Origin of the sequence: Pseudarthrobacter sp. NPDC092202, from assembly GCF_044755505.1 — a bacterium.
Lineage (GTDB): Bacteria > Actinomycetota > Actinomycetes > Actinomycetales > Micrococcaceae > Arthrobacter.
Window position 1 is genome coordinate 178162 of the sequence record NZ_JBIVRG010000007.1, and the last position, 14896, is coordinate 193057.

Below are 14896 nucleotides of genomic sequence, written 5' to 3' on the forward strand. Positions count from 1 at the left end.
TCAGCCGAAGATCAGGTGCGCCACCGTAAAGATCGCAAGCCCGGCCAGCGCACCCACCACGGTGCCGTTGATCCGGATGAACTGCAGGTCCTTGCCCACCTGGAGCTCAATCTTCTGCGACGTTTCCTCGGCATCCCAGCGGGCCACGGTGTCCGTGATGACCCCGGCAATATCCGACCGGTAGGTCCGCACCAGGTAGCCGGCTGCGTCGCCGATCCACGCGTTGACCTTGCCGGCCAGCTCGGGATCGCTGACCAGCCGGGAGCCGAAGTCCCGCACGGCCGCCTTGAACTTCACTGTCAGTTCGCTGTCGGGATCGTCCACTGCACCAAGCAGCGCGTTCTTGACGGTGCCCCACGTGCGGGACGCCAGTTCACGCACCTCGGGATCGCCGAGGACCTGCGCCTTGATGTCCTCGGCGCGGGCGATCATCACAGGATCATGCTGCAGGTCCTGGGCAAGGTCGTTCAGGTATTTGTCGATGGACTGCCGGACCTGGTGGTTGGGGTCGGCCTGCACGGCCCGGACGAACTTGAGGATCTCCACATAGACCTTGTCGCCCACCAGGCCGTCCACAAACTGCGGCACCCAGGTGGGGGAGCGGTCGGACACAAGGTGGGTGACCGTTTCGTGGTTGTCATCCACCCAGTCGGCGGCGCGGTCCACCAGCAGGTCCACCAGCTTGTGGTGGTGCCCGTCGTGGAAAATCCGCTCGGCCATCTTGCCCACGGGGGGTCCCCACGGCGGAGTCAGGAGGTGCTTACGCACCATTCCCTCGATGACCGCCTGGACGTCGTCGTCATTCAGTACTTTGAACAGGCCGCGGATGACGGCGGCGCCTTCCTTGGCCACCCGCTCGGAACCGGCAGGCGTGGCAAGCCACTCACCCGCCCGGCGGGCGATATTGACGCTGGCAAGTTTGTCCTGGACCACCTGCTCCGAGAGGAAGTTGGTCTCCACGAATTCGCCCAGCGAGGCGCCGATCTGGTCCTTCCGGCGCGGAATGATGGCAGTGTGTGGGATCTTGATGCCCATGGGGTACTTGAACAGTGCCGTGACAGCGAACCAGTCAGCCAGCGCGCCCACCATGCCGCCCTCGGCCGCCGCGCGCACGTACTGGAGCCACGGATACTCCTTCTGCAGCGCGAACGCGAAGACGAAGATCACCGCCATCACCAGCAGCAGCCCCAGGGCCACCAGCTTCATTTTCCGCAGCGCTGCCGCCTTTTCGGCGTCGCCCGCACTCAGTTGATGGCCGACGGCGGCCCGCGCCTCCGCGCGTCCCTTGGCAGGAGGCGGGGTGGTTGGGGTGGGCACGCCGGGTGCTTCGCGGGTAGTTGGCTCAGAGTTCACCTGCATGTGCCAAGCCTAGTCCCGCAGCACGGGGCCGGTCGGCTACCGTGTCTGCATGACTACTGATGAGTCAGCGCCGCAACGGCCGTTGGTCTTTGCCCACCGCGGCTCCAGCGCCGCGTTCGCCGAACACACCCGGGCCGCCTACCTGCAGGCCCTGGCCGACGGCGCCGACGGCGTGGAGTGCGACGTCCACCTCACGCGGGACCAGCACGTTGTCCTCCTGCATGACGCCAACCTGGACCGGACCTCGGACGGAACAGGGCCCGTAGCCGAGCGCACGCTGCGGGAGCTGCAGCACCTGGACGTGTCATCGTGGAAGGGCGTCCGCATCCCGGAGGCATACGGTGCCCGGTCAGAGCAGCTGCTGACCCTGCCGGAACTCCTGGAGATCCTCCGCGGTGCCGGCCGGCCGGTGAAACTGGCCATCGAGCTCAAGCACCCCAGCCCGTACCAGCTCAAGCTGGAGGACCGGGTCATTGAGGTGCTGCGGAGCGAGGGATGGGACCCGAAGAGTTCAGCCGTGGACAACGTGGCGGTGACCTTCATGAGTTTCAGCCCGGACTCCGTGCGGCACCTGCTCGAATCAGTTCCGCCTGAATACATCTGCCAGTTGGTGGACGACGTGGACATCCGGGCGATCCGCGGCGGACTGGGGTTCGGGATGATCACTGGCGGCGCAATTGCCAACCTGATGCGGGCAACCCAGGCCGAAGCCGAGCGGATCCTGGACAACGGCCAGGTGGGCCTGGCGGGGCCAGGCATAGACTATGTGCGCCGGCATCCCGCTGCCGTCCAGCGATGGCTCGCCGGTGGCCGGCGCTTCCGCGTGTGGACGGTGGATTCGGAGCAGGAAGTTGCACTGTGTGCGGGATTGGGGATCCAGGAGATCACCACCAATGTCCCGGCCCGGGTCCTGGGTCAGCTGCAGGTCGCCTCGCCGCAAGGTAGGTAGGGGCGCATGGGCGGGATCCCGGACGGCGTGCCCCCGCTGTTCCGCTGCCTTGAGCCGCTATTCCGCCAGCAGGATGCCTCCGGCGGGCTCCGGCCTGCGCCCTGGTCCGGCCCCCGCCGCTGGTGGACCGGGCCCCTGGACGTTGAAGGCCTCAGCCTGGGTGCGGTGGGTGCTGCCGCGGCGGCCCTGAACCTCCTGGCGGGTGCGCCGGACAGGTTCGCCACCACATCAGCCCTGACAGCCGCAGCCTTCGACTCTTCCGGGCATCTGCGCATCTCCGGGCATCCCATCCAGGGGTTCGCCCCGCTGTCCGGCTTCCGGCGCACCCTTGACGGGTGGATCCGGCTCCACGCCAACTATCCGCATCACGCGCAGCGGCTGATGGAGGCGCTGGGTGCCACCACCGCCGGCGGTGTGGCCGCCGCGCTCGGCAGCATGGAGTCCCTGGAAGCCGAAGCGGCCATCCAGTCCCGCGGCGGGGTGGCGGCGGCCGTCAGGACCCGGCAGGAATGGCTTGGCTCCGCGATGGGCCGCTCGGCGGGCAGGGGCCCCTGGATTGACCTCACGCTTCCTGGCGGCAGGGCCAAAGGACCACGCCAGCCCGTGCTCCAGCCCCTTGACGATCCCCGCAGGCCGCTCCTGGGGGTCCGCGTGCTGGACCTGACCCGTGTCATTGCAGGTCCGGTGTCCACCCGCCTGCTGGGTGTGCTGGGTGCGGACGTGCTGCGGATCGACCCGCCGCAGCTTCCGGAAATCACGGGCCAGTTCGTGGACACCGGGTTCTGCAAGAGGAGCGCCGTGGCGGACCTCGCCATTCCGGGGAACCTGCACCGCCTGCACCACTTGCTGCGCGCGGCTGACGTTGTGGTGGCCGGCTACCGCGCCGGCTCCCTCACCCGCTTCGGGCTGGAGCCGGAGGCCCTCCTGGACGCCAGGCCGGAGCTGGTGGTGGCCACCCTTGACAGCTGGGGCAGGGAAGGGCCGTGGAGCGGCATGCGTGGGTTCGACAGCATTGTCCAGGCCGCCACCGGGATTGCTGACCTGTATGGGGCGGAGGATGGCGACGGCGGCTGGCAGCCGGGTGTGCTTCCCGTCCAGGCGCTGGACCACGCCACCGGGTACGGCCTGGCTGCCGCTGCCATCGCGCTGCTCGCGCACCGCCGGCAAACCGGCGTGGGCGGGTGGGCCCGGATGTCCCTGGCCCGGACCGCCGAGGAGCTCTTCGGCCTGCCCGCCCAGCCCGGCAAAGCTGGCAGCCCGGCAGGCCAGCCTCCCACGCCTGACCTGCGGACACAGGCCAGCACGTACGGCGAGCTCCAGTACGCCAGGCCGCCGCTGCTGCTCGACGGACAACCCCTCGACTATGGCCGCCCTCCCGTGCCCTATGGAAGCTCGGAGCTGGCGTGGGCCTGACGGTTACGGGAGCCCGCTGTGCCTGTGGTTGAGTGGAGCCATGCCTTTTCCCCGCTCCGGCAGGGCCGCCCAGACCCTCTCCGCCGCAGCCATGAGCGCCCTGCTCGTGGCCAGCGCCATGAAGCACTTCCGCGACCCCGCCTTCTACCGCCAGGTGGTCCCGGGCTACCTCTGCCGTGACGACGACGCAGCCCTTGGAGCGGTGCCTTCGCGTCCGCTTGCCCTTCTCTCCCGGGAGGAATGGATAGCCCTGAGCGGGCTGGTGGAGCTGGCAGCCGCCGTCGGAATCCTTGTCCCGGCAACGCGGAAAGTGGCCGCCACGGGCACTGCCCTGATGTTTACCGCGTTCCTGGCCGGACACGTCGACGCGCTCCAGCGGGCGTACGGGCCGAAGGGGACCCGCGCCCAGCGGAAGGTGCATACCGTCCGCCTTCCGCTCCAGGCGCCGCTGATTGCGTGGGCGTGGAGCCTGCGCCGGCCGGCCGGGGGAGCGCGTCCGTGAGGCTGCTGGCATCCCCGGCGGTACGGATGGGAATCTCCATCAGCATCGCCACCGGTTTATACGGTGTGTCCTTCGGGGCACTCTCCGTGACGTCCGGGCTCAACTTCTGGCAGACCATGGCACTGAGCCTGCTCCTGTTCAGCGGCGGCTCGCAGTTCGCGTTCATAGGGGTGGTGGCCGGCGGCGGGTCCGGCATCGCGGCCATGAGCGCCGCCACCCTGCTGGGCATGCGCAACGGGATCTACGGCATGCAGCTCAATGCGCTCCTGCACCCCACCGGCTGGCGCAGGTACGTCGCAGCCCAGCTCACCATTGACGAGTCCACGGCAACCAGCTCCGGCCAGGCGGACCCCGCCGAACAGCGGCGGGGGTTCTGGGCAGCGGGCATCGGCATCTACGTGCTGTGGAACCTGTTCACCGCCATCGGTGCGCTCGCCGGAAGCGGCCTGGGCGATCCCAAGCAGTGGGGGCTTGACGGCGCAGCCGTGGCTGCGTTCCTGGGGCTGCTCTGGCCGCGGCTCACGGGGCGCGAGCCGGTTGCCATCGCCGCCGTGTGCGCCGTGGCCACGGTCGTCGCCGTGCCGTTCGTCCCCGCCGGCGTGCCGATCCTGGTGGCGGCGGTGGTGGCCGCGGTCATCGGATGGTTCAGCCATGGCCGGAGTGACGAAGGCCTGGAACCGGACGTGGACCCCTTCCGGGAGCGCCACCACCACGGCGGACATGCCAGCCAGAGGATCACCGAATGAGTCTCTGGATCTGGCTGCTGATTGCCTGCGCCCTGGCCTACGCCTGGAAGCTGGTTGGCTACTTCGTTCCGGCCCGGTTGCTGGAAGATCCGCGCATGTCACGGGTGGCGGGCACCATGACCATCGGACTGCTCGCCTCCCTGACGGTTGTGAACACCGTTGCCACAGGCCAGTCGCTCGCTGTTGATGCCAGGCTGGGGGCGCTGGTGGCTGCCGCGGCAGCCCTGGCCCTGCGCGCGCCGTTCCTGGTGGTGGTCCTCGCCGGCGCCGGGACGGCGGCGCTGCTGAGGGCCCTGGGCTGGAACTGACCGGCTGGAACTGACTGGCTGGAACTGACTGGGTGGCACTGACAGCGGCACCTGGAATGGGAACACGCACCCACTTTTAGTGATGCCGGTCACATAAAGAGCCCTTTTCCGGTTGTACTATAAAAGCGGCTATGCAGTTGGCCTTGGAAATTCTCACGAATGGCACCCATGGAAAATCAGCTGCATCCAGCCGGGGAAAGACCAGGACGTCTGCACCACAAAAACATCAGGCGCCGCGCGGGACTGCCGGCCAAGCGCTTCTTCACCCGATTTGCCGGCATGGCTGACGTCCCGGCCGAGGACCTGGAGTTCCTCTCGCAAAGTCTGGACGCAGCGTTCGACGTGGACACGGCGTCCAACATTCCGGCCCTGCGGGCCTTGGTGCGCCGTGAGCTTCGCAGCAGGGGAGAACCGGGCGGCCAGTAGCAAACCGCATCCCGGAACGGATATGTGGTGGACTGGCACCAGGGCCGCAAATCCACTGCGGCGGCCACAAGGGAGGAACCGCGATGAACGATCAGTCACGTCCGGAGCAGCCGGGGAAGCCCAGGCAAGGGTACCTTGACCCCGGTGGTTCGGAATCCACCCGGGAACTGCGGGATACAGCCCGGCGCCGCCGCGATGCGGAGGAAAAGCTGCAGCAGCACCTCAACGAGGCCAAAGACCACGTCCCCAATGAGCGCCACGACCAATCGGAGCAGCATCAGCAGGAGCACCACGAGTCCGACGGCGACGCCGGACAGGGCTCGTCCCGCTGGTAGTGGTGGGCGGCGGGCGCTGGGGGAAAGGTGGGGCCGCGGGCGGGTGCAGGGGTCCGGCGATCCGGAACCTGGGGAGCCGAAACCTGGGGATTCAGGGACTGCGGGCCAGAGTGTTGCAGGCCGGGAGTGTTGCAGCCTGCCGGCTAGGCCACGCCGTGCGCTGCGCCATCCGGCGAACTGGCCCGCCTGCAGCTCTCTTCAACAGCCATCTCGTACCACGCTTCCGCCCCGAACTCGGGTTCAGGTGTGTCCAGGTTCTGGTACAGGGCGTCCAGCAGGTTTGCGAGTTCTTCCGCCGTCAGGGAGGGAAGGACTTCCTCGGGCCCGCGGGGATCGTTAAGGTACTTGTTCAGCTTTGAACTGTTCATCGTGCCACTGCCAGGATGCGCCGGAACTGAGGGGATTGCTTCATGGGTCACTCCATCCCTAAGTTGGGAGGCTGGCTGCGTAACCCCTCCTGAAGTGTATTGCACCTGCAGGACGCCCACAATGGTGCCATCCGCGCGCCAAACACAAACGCCGGCCCCAGCGGTCCGGAGCCTCCGGCCGCGCTTCGTGCGCGCAGCTTTACGGCAGTCTCAGCCCAGGTGCGGGCCCGTTCCAGGTGTGGACGGGACCGGCACATGGGCAGGCAGGGGGCGGGTGGGCCGCACGGTCCGGATGGCGTCCTCAATCAGGGCCAGCGGACGGCGCCAGGCGTCAGAGCCGGGCTCCATGGTGTCCACCACGCCGATAAGCATCGCGAGCAGCCGGAACATGTCCGTCATGGAGATGTCTGCCCGCAGGCTTCCCTGGCCCTGCCCGCGCACCAGCAGCACGCTGATGGAGTCCATGAGTGAGCCGGTAATGCCGGTCAGGAGCTCCCGCCGCCCCGCCACGGCGCCCAGCAGGTTGGCGTCAGCGCTGGCCGCGTCCATGAGTGCCTCCAGGACACGCAACAACCCGGCGGCCGCGTCGATGTCCGCCAGGGCACCGTCCACCACCGGATCCACAGTGAGGCGCAACTGCCGGTTTAGGGCGGCCAGGACCAGTTCTTCCTTGTCCGCGAAATTGCGGAAGAGGGTGGCAGGGCCAACCCCTGCTGTTGCCGCGATGGTCTGCAGCGGCACTTCCGGTCCGAAGTCGCGGAAGCATTGCCGGGCCGCCGTGATGATTTTGTCCACGTTCCGTGCTGCGTCGGCACGGAGGGGCTTACGGGCGACTGCGAGGCTCATGCGAAAAGGTTAGCAACGGAGCTTTCGGTGATCACCGTTACTGCAGGGTAGGCGGTTATGTGACGCCCAGGGGCACCTTCCCGCCCTGCCGGCGCGGGCCCGGCGTGGCACACTGGCTTCATGTTGCTAGCGTTTTCTGTCGCCCCCTCGGGCGCCCCCAGCGAAGGTTCAAGGCCCACAGACGCGTCAGTGCACGACGCCGTTGCCGCCGCCGTCAAAATCGTCCGCGAGTCCGGTCTGCCCAACACGACGGACTCGATGTTCACCACCATCGAAGGCGAATGGGACGAGGTCTTTGACGTGGTCAAGCGGGCCACGGAAGCTGTGGGACGGTACGGCAGCCGCGTCTCCCTGGTGATCAAGGCTGACATCCGGCCGGGGTACACAGGGGAACTGACCGCGAAAGTGGACCGCCTGGAAGAAGCGCTCGCAGACGGTTCCTGACCCGCGCAGCCCTGGCCCGCCGTCGGCCGTTACCGGACCCCAACTCCGGGAACCGCAGCTCTATGGACCCCAAGGCTGCCCCGTGCCAAACTGTGGCAATGTTCGAGCACCAGCCCCGGCCGGAGTGGATTGCGGCTGAAGAGTTCCTGTCCCGCGTCGTGGTCCATCCCGATCCTGCGCTGCAACAGGCCATAAGTTCCGCCGCGGAGGCGGGCATGCCTGCCATCGAAGTGGCGCCCAATGCGGGCAAGCTCCTCAAGCTCCTGGTGCAGCTGACGGGAGCCCGGCGCGTGCTCGAAATTGGCACGCTCGCCGGCTTCAGCACCATCTGGATGGGCAGGGGCCTTCCCTCTGACGGCACCCTTGTCACCTGCGAATTCCTGCCCAAGCACGCGGAAGTTGCGTGGGCCAACATCGATGCCGCCGGCCTCGGGGAGAAAGTGGAGATCCGGCTGGGGCCCGCGCTGGAGACCCTGTCGGCACTTGAGGAGGAGGGCCGGGCGCCCTTCGACTTCATCTTCATTGACGCAGACAAGGAGAACAACAGCCGCTACCTGGACTGGGCCGTCCGGCTGGGGAGGCCCGGGGCCACGGTGGTGCTGGACAATGCCGTCTGGGAAGGGGCCATCCTTGACCCCGCAATGGACCCCGTCAACGCACCGGGAATCATCGGCGCACTCGAACTCCTGGGAGAGCACCCCAGGCTCGACGCTACCGTCATCCAGACAGTCGGCTCAAAAGGCTGGGACGGTTTCGCGCTTGCACGTATTCGCTAGCACCCCTGTGCCGGGGACGTTTCCTGCCGCACAAACTGCTAAGTATGCTTAGAACCAAAGTCCGTCAGGCATCAAGCCGGACCAACAGTTAGCAGTGGAGGAAAACGATGAAAGCCTCACCCACCCTTGCCGGCAATCTTCAGACGGTGCTTACAGACCTCATCGAGCTGCACCTGCAGGGAAAACAGGCGCACTGGAACCTGGTGGGCACCAATTTCCGAGACCTGCACCTGCAGCTCGACGAAATCATTGCCGCCGCCCGGCTCTTCGCTGACCAGGCCGCCGAGAGGATGCGCGCGCTGCATGCCCTTCCGGACGGCCGCAGCAGCACCGTCTCAGCCGGCACCCGGCTCGAAGGGTTCCCCGAAGGCCTGACCTCCACGAAGCAGACAGTCAAACTCATCACGGAACGGCTGGAGCGGACAGTCCAGACCATGCGCGATGTCCATGATGAAGTGGATGAGGAAGACCCCACCAGCGCGGACCTGCTCCACGCCGCCATCGAACGGCTGGAACAGCTGGCCTGGATGGTCAACGCCGAAACCATGGCACCCACCGCTTCCGTCACCGAGCCGGCCAGCGCATAGGCGCCGCCGCCAGGATGCCGCAACTTACCGAGAAAAACAGTCCAGAACCCGCCGGGAACGCGGTGCCCGGCCCCAGCGCAACGGTCCGGCTGTCCGCCGGCAGGGAAGGCCCGGACGGCCTGGATCCCCTGTTCCAGGCCGTCTCTGCCAGCGCCGGTGATGTACCGGCTTTACTTAAGCTGGCCCAGGAGGCCGGAAAACAGTGGCCGAAGCCCGGTGAAGGCAGTACCGGGCTTCTCTGGGAGTTCCTGGCCACGGTTGCCGCCCTTGACGTTGCAGCTGCCCGCGTCTTCGAGCCGCACCTGGACGCGTTGGCGATCCTGGCCCAGGCAGGGCATGATCCCGCCCGTGCCGGCGGGGCTTGGGGTGTTTTCGCCGCAGAAGGTCCAGGGATGCGGCTCGCGGCGGAAAGGGACGGATCCGGTGTGGTTTTGACCGGCTCCAAGCCGTGGTGTTCCCTCGCCCCGGTGCTTGACCACGCGGTGGTTACGGCCCATACGGACGACGGCGGCCGCGCGGCTTTTGCAGTGGACCTGCGCCAGGCGGGCGTCACGTGCGAGGAGCCGGAGTGGGTGGCCAGGGGACTGCAGGAGATCCCTAGCGGGACTGTCCGGTTCAGCAGTGTCCCCGCCGAGCCGCTGCAGGGAACCAACTGGTACTTCCGCCGGCCTGGCTTTGCCTGGGGCGGCATGGGGGTGGCCGCTTGCTGGCTCGGGGGAGCCGTGGGCATCGCCCGCGACTACCGGGACTCCCTGAGCGCGGGACGTCTTTCCGGGCGGGAGCCGGACCAGGTTGCCCTTGCCGCACTGGGCGAGCTGGACCGCACCCTGACCTCCGTGCTGGCTTACCTTGCCGGAACAGCCGAAGGCATAGACCGTTGGCGAGAGAGGCCGGCTGAACAGGTGTCCCCTCAACAGGGGGACGCCGGGCAGGTCTCGCCGTGGAGCGACGCGCTGCGGGTACGCGGAACCTGTGCCGCCGCCGTCGAACGCGTTTTGTCCGTAGTGGGCAGCAATCGGGGGCCGGGGCCGCTGGCTTTCGACCGGAAGTACGCAAAGCGGATGGCTGACCTGGCACTGTACGTCCGCCAGCACCACGGTATGCGTGACGACGCCCAGCTGGGCACCTTGACTCTGAAAGGTGACGCACCGTGGTGACCTTCCTGCACACCGACGAGGGGACTGACGAGGCCGCCTGGTCGGCCCGCGGCCTTTCGGTCATTCCCGAGCTCCCGCTGGCTCCGGAGGAGCTTGCCGCGATGCGGTTCCTGGTCCTCGCCGCCCACCCTGACGACGAAACACTCGGAGCGGGCGGCCTGCTGGCGCGGCTGCACGGCCTCGGCGCAGAGGTGGAGGTGCTGCTGTGCACGGCAGGCGAGGCCTCGCACCCCGGATCGGAAACCGTCTCCCGGGAAGAACTGACGGCCAGGCGCCTGGCCGAGTTCGCAGCTGCCCTGGAATCCATAGGGCTGGCAGGCCGCTGGCAGTACCTTGGCCTGCCGGACAGCGGCCTGGCGGAGCGCACGGGGGACATCACCCGTGTGGTCAGGGAAGCCGCCGCAGGGCTGGCCGGCCCCGCAGGCCGGCTCGCCATTGTTGCGCCGTACCGCGCCGACGGGCATGCCGACCATGATGCCCTGGGATCAGTGGCCGCTGCGGTTGCCGCCGGGAACGGCTACGCCCTGCTGGAGTACCCCATCTGGTACTGGCACTGGGCCACGCCCGGGAACCCCGAGTGGCAGTCTTGGGTGAGGCTGCCGCTGGAGCCGGAGGAACAGTCCGTCAAGGAACGAGCCATGCAGGAGCATGCCAGCCAGACCACGCCGCTTTCTCCGCATCCCGGTGACGAAGTCCTCCTGAGCGAGTCCTTCCTGCGGCATTTCTCCCGCCCCTTTGAAACCTTCGCCTGGACACCTCCCCAGGAGTTCATGCCCGGAAAAGCAGATGGGCCCGGAGCTGTGCCGCACACCAGCAAGGAAGCCCAGGGTATTTTTGACGGCATCCACAAGCGGGAACCGGATCCCTGGAAGTACACCACCAGCTGGTACGAGCGCCGGAAGAGGGCGCTGACGGCCGCAGCCTTGCCCTCGGAACACTATTCTTCAGCGCTGGAGATCGGTTGCTCCATCGGCACGCTGACCGCCGAACTTGCCCCGCGGTGCGTGAACCTGCTGGCCGTGGACGCCAGCGGCGCGGCGCTGGCGCAGGCAGCAGAACGCCTTGCTTCTTTTCCGGGCGTATCAACCAGGCAACTGACCATGCCTGCAGAATGGCCTGGCGGGAGCTACGACCTGGTGGTGGTGTCCGAGGTTGGGTACTACCTCGCCGCCAGTGAGCTCGATGACCTGATCGACAGGATCAGGCATTCGATGCTCCCGGGCGGCACCCTGCTGCTGTGCCACTGGCGCCACCCCATTTCCGGCTGGGAGCTGGACGGCGAAACAGTCCACGCCCGGGTGCGGGACGGGCTGAAGTGGCCCACCGCAGGCCTCTACCGGGAGCGCGACTTCCTGCTCGAAACCCTCACAGTGCCCACGGCGGCGGTGCCTGCGCCTTGACCGCCGTTGACCGGGTGGCCGTGGTGATTCCGGTCCACAATGAGGAGGACCATCTGGGACGCGCCCTCGCCGGCGTGGAGGCTGCAGCATCGGCACTCCGGCAGGTCCATCCCCGTATCGACGTCCGCGTTCTGGTGGTCCTTGATTCCTGCACGGACGGGTCTGCGGCCATAGCCTCCGCGTACGCCGCCCGGAACAGCTGTTTCTCTGTCCTCGCGGTTGCCTTTCGCAGCGTGGGCAGGAGCAGGCGGGCGGGAATCTGGCAGATGCTCGGTGCGGCCACAGATGCAAACCCTGGTGCCGCGTCAGGGTTGTGGCTGGCCAATACCGACGCCGATTCGGTGGTTCCGGAGAACTGGCTCGTGGGTCAAATCGGTTTGGCTGCAGCGGGAGCCGATGCCGTGTTGGGGTCCGTGGAAGTGGATCCTGCCGGGGTGGCGCCGGAACTGCTCGGCCGCTGGCAGTCTATGCACTCCTTTGGTGAAGACCACCCGCACGTCTTCGGGGCGAACCTGGGCGTCAGGGGTTCGGCGTACCTTGCGGCGGGCGGATTTCCGCGGCATCTCTCGCATGAGGACCAGGTGCTCGCGGGGCGGCTGCGGGAGCACGGGTTTGATGTGCGGGCAACTGACACCATCCGGGTGCGGACGTCCGGCCGGACACAGGGCCGTGCCCCCCACGGCTTCGGCGCCTACTTGCGGACGCTGGGCATGGACATGGCACTGGCAGCGGAGGCGGCAGCAACTTCCGGAAACCGCGGCTGAGCGGGAGCGTGGCTTAACGGGGAAGGGGGTTGCTGCAGTGCCGCAGCAATCCCCTTCCATCAGGACTACTCCTTACGGAAAGCGTCCTTGACCTTCTCGCCGGCCTGCTTCAAGTCGGCCTTGGCCTGGTCCATCTGGCCTTCGGTCCGCAGGCTTTCGTCATCAGTTGCCTTGCCGGTTGCTTCCTTGGCCTTGCCGGCCATCTTCTCGGCGGCGTTGTCGATCTTGTCGTCCAAACCCATGGCATTTCTCCCTTCGGCTTGTGGCCTGCGGCAATACGCGGGCCATGCTCCCATGCTAGCCAGCCAGGGGTTGCTTCAACAGATGGCTGAAGGCAGCACAGGAGCTGTGCCAGGAGGGGAAAGCCGGTGGGACAGCGTCAGACCAGGTCGGGGGCGCTCGCGACGATGTAGTCGGCTGCTGCCGGGCCGGTCATGGACAGGTTGTTGCTGTCCGGGTTGATGCCGTGGGTATCCAGCGCCGCCCACAGGGCTTCCGGCGCTTGCAGCGGGGCCTTATGGAGGAGGCACCAGCTGGTGTAAAGGCCATATAGCTCATCGCGTCCGAGGCCCAGCCCCGGCTCCCTGTCCGCGACGACTGCTTCGGCGAGAAAATCTTCAAAATGTGTAGCAGGCATGTTCGCTCATTCGGGCTCGACCTTGATGCCGCCGTATCTGCTTCAGCGGCCCTGCCGGCCCCGGAGGGCGCAACAGAGTAATCATGAAGGTATGGCAGGTCGGCTCGCTTTGTCCAGTTAGGCTGGCCAGCCTGGACAGGTAATCCACCCAGGCAGGGAACACGCCTGGCCTGGAACTTCGACGGAGGGTAACCGCGCCTGGGGATCCAGCTGTTTCAGCTGGATCGAGGGGGCCGACGGCGACTGGGGGGACTGGCCTCGGTCTCAGAAGAGGCCATCTCACCGCCGGCCCCGCCTGCTCCCGGGCACCTTGTTAAACCCGGGAAACCTCAACAGGACCTTCAAGACAATTTTCTCCCATCTTGAAGGTCCTGCCTAGTCCCCGCCGAAACGCGCTAGCGGGAGTCGTTCCCGCCGCGGGCATCGTCACCGCTGATGGTGCGGTCACGTACCTTGTCCCGGACCCGGTCCCGGTGCGGCTCCGCGGGCTGTTCGGAGTCGCGGGTCCCGTCCTGGTCCCGGTCCTTGTCCGAGGAGTCATCCTGGCCGTTCTCGGCGCTGTACTTCTCACGGAGCTCCCGCCCGTGCCGGATGTCCTCTTCCTCCTGCTTCTGCATCTTTTCGCTCTTCTTGGTGTCCCTTGGGGGCAGCTGGATGGTTTCCTCTGCCTTGATGCCCGCCTGGAGCTGCCGGCCGCGTTCCATCTCGGCGTCGAACTCCGCACCGAAGAGCAGGGACATGTTGAGGATCCAGAGCCACAGCAGCATCACGATTACGCCGCCCAGGGCACCGTAGGTCTTGTTGTAGTTGCCGAAGTTACCCACGTAGAAGCCGAATCCCAAGGACGCAAGCAGGAAAATGAACAGCGCAATGCCGGAACCCAGGCTCATCCACTTGAATTTGGGCTGCTTGACGTTGGGGGTGGCGTAGTAGAGGACGGCGATGATCACGATGATCAGCCCCACCATGACAGGCCATTTGGCGATGTCCCAGATGGTCAGGAATACGCCGCTGAGGCCAATCAGCCCGCCGACCGCTTCTGCCACCGGCCCGCTCAGGACCAGCATGCCGGCCAGGATGGCCACGATGACAACGGCAAGGAGGGTAACCACCAGCATGGTGCCCCGCAGCTTCACAAACGGCCGGCCCTCGTCCACCTCGTAGATCCGGTTCATGGCACGGCCGAACGCCCCAACGTAGCCCGACGCCGACCACAGGGCGGTGGCAAGGCCCAGAACCAGGGTGAATCCTGCCGCTGGGGCATTTGCCAGGTCCGCCACCACTCCGCCGACGGTGTCAACAGTCTCGGCTGGGACAAACCCGCTGACGATTTGCAGGAGCGCGTCGGTGGTTTTCTGCGGATCACCAAACAGCCCGACCAAGGACACAAGAGCGAGGATGGCCGGGAACAAGGACAACACCGCGTAGTAGGTCAGTGCGGCGGCCAGGTCCTGGCATTGGTCCTTGTTGAACTCCCGGAGGGTTTTGGTGGCGATGTATTTCCAGTTCGGCTTCACCAGGTCCTTGGGACTGTCCGGCTTCCTGGAATCATCGGGGGCCGGGGCCTGGCCTGCTTTGGCCGTGCTGCTCTCGGATGCGTCATGAGTGGCCATGGGGTGTCCTCTCGGTAAGGGGCGAAAAAGGACAGGCCGGCTCCGGGGTTGGCGGGGCCGGCCTGTCGGGTAGTGCTGGTGCCTTGCTTGTGCCGCGGTGTGCTGGTTGCCGCTTAGGTGTTTTTGACGTGGCCTGCGGCGTCGGTGGCGTGGTCTTTGACGTCGGTGGCTGCGTGCTGGCCTTCGGTTTTGACGTTCTGGGCGGCGTCGGTGGCGGTGGCCTTGACGTTTTCCATGGCTTCCTGGGCTGGTTCCTTGAGGTCCTG

Annotated in this window: 19 protein-coding genes; 13 read left to right on the forward strand and 6 right to left on the reverse strand. The window is 66.9% G+C overall.

What is annotated here, in order from left to right; genetic code table 11:
• Positions 1-1359 (reverse strand): DUF445 domain-containing protein, encoded by a 1359-nt coding sequence (locus tag ACIQF4_RS12970; protein ID WP_231457464.1) that lies wholly within the window; start codon positions 1357-1359, stop codon positions 1-3.
• A 49-nt stretch (positions 1360-1408) separates the two neighbouring features.
• On the opposite strand from ACIQF4_RS12970, the gene ACIQF4_RS12975 reads away from it, so the two are divergent.
• The 7 genes from ACIQF4_RS12975 to ACIQF4_RS13005 all read left to right on the forward strand — a co-directional run bounded on the left by ACIQF4_RS12975 (position 1409) and on the right by ACIQF4_RS13005 (position 6038).
• Complete coding sequence (locus tag ACIQF4_RS12975; RefSeq protein WP_400515918.1) at positions 1409-2308, forward strand: glycerophosphodiester phosphodiesterase family protein; 900 nt, start codon at positions 1409-1411, stop codon at positions 2306-2308.
• Between the two features lie 6 nt (positions 2309-2314).
• Positions 2315-3721: a CoA transferase gene (locus ACIQF4_RS12980; protein ID WP_400515919.1), complete on the forward strand. Its 1407-nt coding sequence runs from the start codon at positions 2315-2317 to the stop codon at positions 3719-3721.
• Between the two features lie 40 nt (positions 3722-3761).
• Positions 3762-4223: a hypothetical protein gene (locus ACIQF4_RS12985; protein ID WP_400515920.1), complete on the forward strand. Its 462-nt coding sequence runs from the start codon at positions 3762-3764 to the stop codon at positions 4221-4223.
• Positions 4220-4969, forward strand: a complete 750-nt coding sequence (locus tag ACIQF4_RS12990) for an AzlC family ABC transporter permease (protein WP_400515921.1) — start codon at positions 4220-4222, stop codon at positions 4967-4969. The genes ACIQF4_RS12985 and ACIQF4_RS12990 overlap by 4 nt, the downstream gene beginning before the upstream one ends.
• Entirely contained in the window at positions 4966-5277 is a 312-nt protein-coding gene (locus ACIQF4_RS12995; RefSeq protein WP_400515922.1) for an AzlD domain-containing protein, read from the forward strand. Before ACIQF4_RS12990 ends, ACIQF4_RS12995 begins: the two co-directional genes overlap by 4 nt.
• Positions 5278-5445: 168 nt before the next feature.
• Positions 5446-5703: a hypothetical protein gene (locus ACIQF4_RS13000; protein WP_400515923.1), complete on the forward strand. Its 258-nt coding sequence runs from the start codon at positions 5446-5448 to the stop codon at positions 5701-5703.
• Positions 5704-5786: 83 nt separating this feature from the next.
• Positions 5787-6038, forward strand: coding sequence for a hypothetical protein (locus ACIQF4_RS13005; RefSeq protein WP_400515924.1), 252 nt, complete (start codon positions 5787-5789; stop codon positions 6036-6038).
• A gap of 143 nt (positions 6039-6181) precedes the next feature.
• Here ACIQF4_RS13005 and ACIQF4_RS13010 read toward each other — a convergent pair whose 3' ends face one another.
• Entirely contained in the window at positions 6182-6406 is a 225-nt protein-coding gene (locus ACIQF4_RS13010) for a hypothetical protein (RefSeq protein WP_350001027.1), read from the reverse strand.
• A 210-nt stretch (positions 6407-6616) separates the two neighbouring features.
• A complete protein-coding gene (locus ACIQF4_RS13015) occupies positions 6617-7252 on the reverse strand; it encodes a TetR/AcrR family transcriptional regulator (protein WP_400515925.1) in 636 nt (211 codons plus the stop codon).
• A gap of 120 nt (positions 7253-7372) precedes the next feature.
• On the opposite strand from ACIQF4_RS13015, the gene ACIQF4_RS13020 reads away from it, so the two are divergent.
• The 6 genes from ACIQF4_RS13020 to ACIQF4_RS13045 all read left to right on the forward strand — a co-directional run bounded on the left by ACIQF4_RS13020 (position 7373) and on the right by ACIQF4_RS13045 (position 12380).
• Positions 7373-7696 carry a thiamine-binding protein gene (locus tag ACIQF4_RS13020; protein ID WP_174182222.1) on the forward strand — a complete coding sequence of 108 codons (324 nt, stop codon included), beginning with the start codon at positions 7373-7375 and terminating at the stop codon, positions 7694-7696.
• A 98-nt stretch (positions 7697-7794) separates the two neighbouring features.
• Positions 7795-8472, forward strand: a complete 678-nt coding sequence (locus ACIQF4_RS13025) for an O-methyltransferase (RefSeq protein WP_400515926.1) — start codon at positions 7795-7797, stop codon at positions 8470-8472.
• A gap of 107 nt (positions 8473-8579) precedes the next feature.
• Positions 8580-9059: a Dps family protein gene (locus ACIQF4_RS13030; RefSeq protein WP_400515927.1), complete on the forward strand. Its 480-nt coding sequence runs from the start codon at positions 8580-8582 to the stop codon at positions 9057-9059.
• A 62-nt stretch (positions 9060-9121) separates the two neighbouring features.
• Positions 9122-10216: an acyl-CoA dehydrogenase family protein gene (locus tag ACIQF4_RS13035; protein WP_400515928.1), complete on the forward strand. Its 1095-nt coding sequence runs from the start codon at positions 9122-9124 to the stop codon at positions 10214-10216.
• Positions 10210-11616, forward strand: coding sequence for a PIG-L family deacetylase (locus ACIQF4_RS13040; RefSeq protein ID WP_400515929.1), 1407 nt, complete (start codon positions 10210-10212; stop codon positions 11614-11616). The genes ACIQF4_RS13035 and ACIQF4_RS13040 overlap by 7 nt, the downstream gene beginning before the upstream one ends.
• Positions 11613-12380, forward strand: coding sequence for a glycosyltransferase (locus tag ACIQF4_RS13045; protein ID WP_400515930.1), 768 nt, complete (start codon positions 11613-11615; stop codon positions 12378-12380). The genes ACIQF4_RS13040 and ACIQF4_RS13045 overlap by 4 nt, the downstream gene beginning before the upstream one ends.
• A 65-nt stretch (positions 12381-12445) precedes the next feature.
• Here ACIQF4_RS13045 and ACIQF4_RS13050 read toward each other — a convergent pair whose 3' ends face one another.
• The 3 genes from ACIQF4_RS13050 to ACIQF4_RS13060 form a co-directional block, all read right to left on the reverse strand.
• Positions 12446-12622 carry a CsbD family protein gene (locus ACIQF4_RS13050; protein WP_231457440.1) on the reverse strand — a complete coding sequence of 59 codons (177 nt, stop codon included), beginning with the start codon at positions 12620-12622 and terminating at the stop codon, positions 12446-12448.
• Positions 12623-12759: 137 nt separating this feature from the next.
• Entirely contained in the window at positions 12760-13017 is a 258-nt protein-coding gene (locus ACIQF4_RS13055; protein WP_400515931.1) for a hypothetical protein, read from the reverse strand.
• A 395-nt stretch (positions 13018-13412) separates the two neighbouring features.
• Entirely contained in the window at positions 13413-14630 is a 1218-nt protein-coding gene (locus ACIQF4_RS13060; RefSeq protein WP_400515932.1) for a YhjD/YihY/BrkB family envelope integrity protein, read from the reverse strand.
• Between the last annotated feature and the right edge of the window lie 266 nt (positions 14631-14896).

What these genes read in the sequence shown, in the direction of transcription:
- ACIQF4_RS12980 (WP_400515919.1), top strand. Translation starts at nt 2,315, where the DNA reads ATGGGCGGGATCCCGGACGGCGTGCCCCCGCTGTTCCGCTGCCTTGAG.
- ACIQF4_RS12975 (WP_400515918.1), top strand. Translation starts at nt 1,409, where the DNA reads ATGACTACTGATGAGTCAGCGCCGCAACGGCCGTTGGTCTTTGCCCAC.
- ACIQF4_RS13060 (WP_400515932.1), bottom strand. Translation starts at nt 14,630, where the DNA reads ATGGCCACTCATGACGCATCCGAGAGCAGCACGGCCAAAGCAGGCCAG.
- ACIQF4_RS13025 (WP_400515926.1), top strand. Translation starts at nt 7,795, where the DNA reads ATGTTCGAGCACCAGCCCCGGCCGGAGTGGATTGCGGCTGAAGAGTTC.
- ACIQF4_RS13030 (WP_400515927.1), top strand. Translation starts at nt 8,580, where the DNA reads ATGAAAGCCTCACCCACCCTTGCCGGCAATCTTCAGACGGTGCTTACA.
- ACIQF4_RS12995 (WP_400515922.1), top strand. Translation starts at nt 4,966, where the DNA reads ATGAGTCTCTGGATCTGGCTGCTGATTGCCTGCGCCCTGGCCTACGCC.
- ACIQF4_RS12985 (WP_400515920.1), top strand. Translation starts at nt 3,762, where the DNA reads ATGCCTTTTCCCCGCTCCGGCAGGGCCGCCCAGACCCTCTCCGCCGCA.
- ACIQF4_RS13055 (WP_400515931.1), bottom strand. Translation starts at nt 13,017, where the DNA reads ATGCCTGCTACACATTTTGAAGATTTTCTCGCCGAAGCAGTCGTCGCG.
- ACIQF4_RS12970 (WP_231457464.1), bottom strand. Translation starts at nt 1,359, where the DNA reads ATGCAGGTGAACTCTGAGCCAACTACCCGCGAAGCACCCGGCGTGCCC.
- ACIQF4_RS13015 (WP_400515925.1), bottom strand. Translation starts at nt 7,252, where the DNA reads ATGAGCCTCGCAGTCGCCCGTAAGCCCCTCCGTGCCGACGCAGCACGG.
- ACIQF4_RS13000 (WP_400515923.1), top strand. Translation starts at nt 5,446, where the DNA reads ATGGAAAATCAGCTGCATCCAGCCGGGGAAAGACCAGGACGTCTGCAC.
- ACIQF4_RS13010 (WP_350001027.1), bottom strand. Translation starts at nt 6,406, where the DNA reads ATGAACAGTTCAAAGCTGAACAAGTACCTTAACGATCCCCGCGGGCCC.
- ACIQF4_RS13050 (WP_231457440.1), bottom strand. Translation starts at nt 12,622, where the DNA reads ATGGGTTTGGACGACAAGATCGACAACGCCGCCGAGAAGATGGCCGGC.
- ACIQF4_RS13020 (WP_174182222.1), top strand. Translation starts at nt 7,373, where the DNA reads ATGTTGCTAGCGTTTTCTGTCGCCCCCTCGGGCGCCCCCAGCGAAGGT.
- ACIQF4_RS13005 (WP_400515924.1), top strand. Translation starts at nt 5,787, where the DNA reads ATGAACGATCAGTCACGTCCGGAGCAGCCGGGGAAGCCCAGGCAAGGG.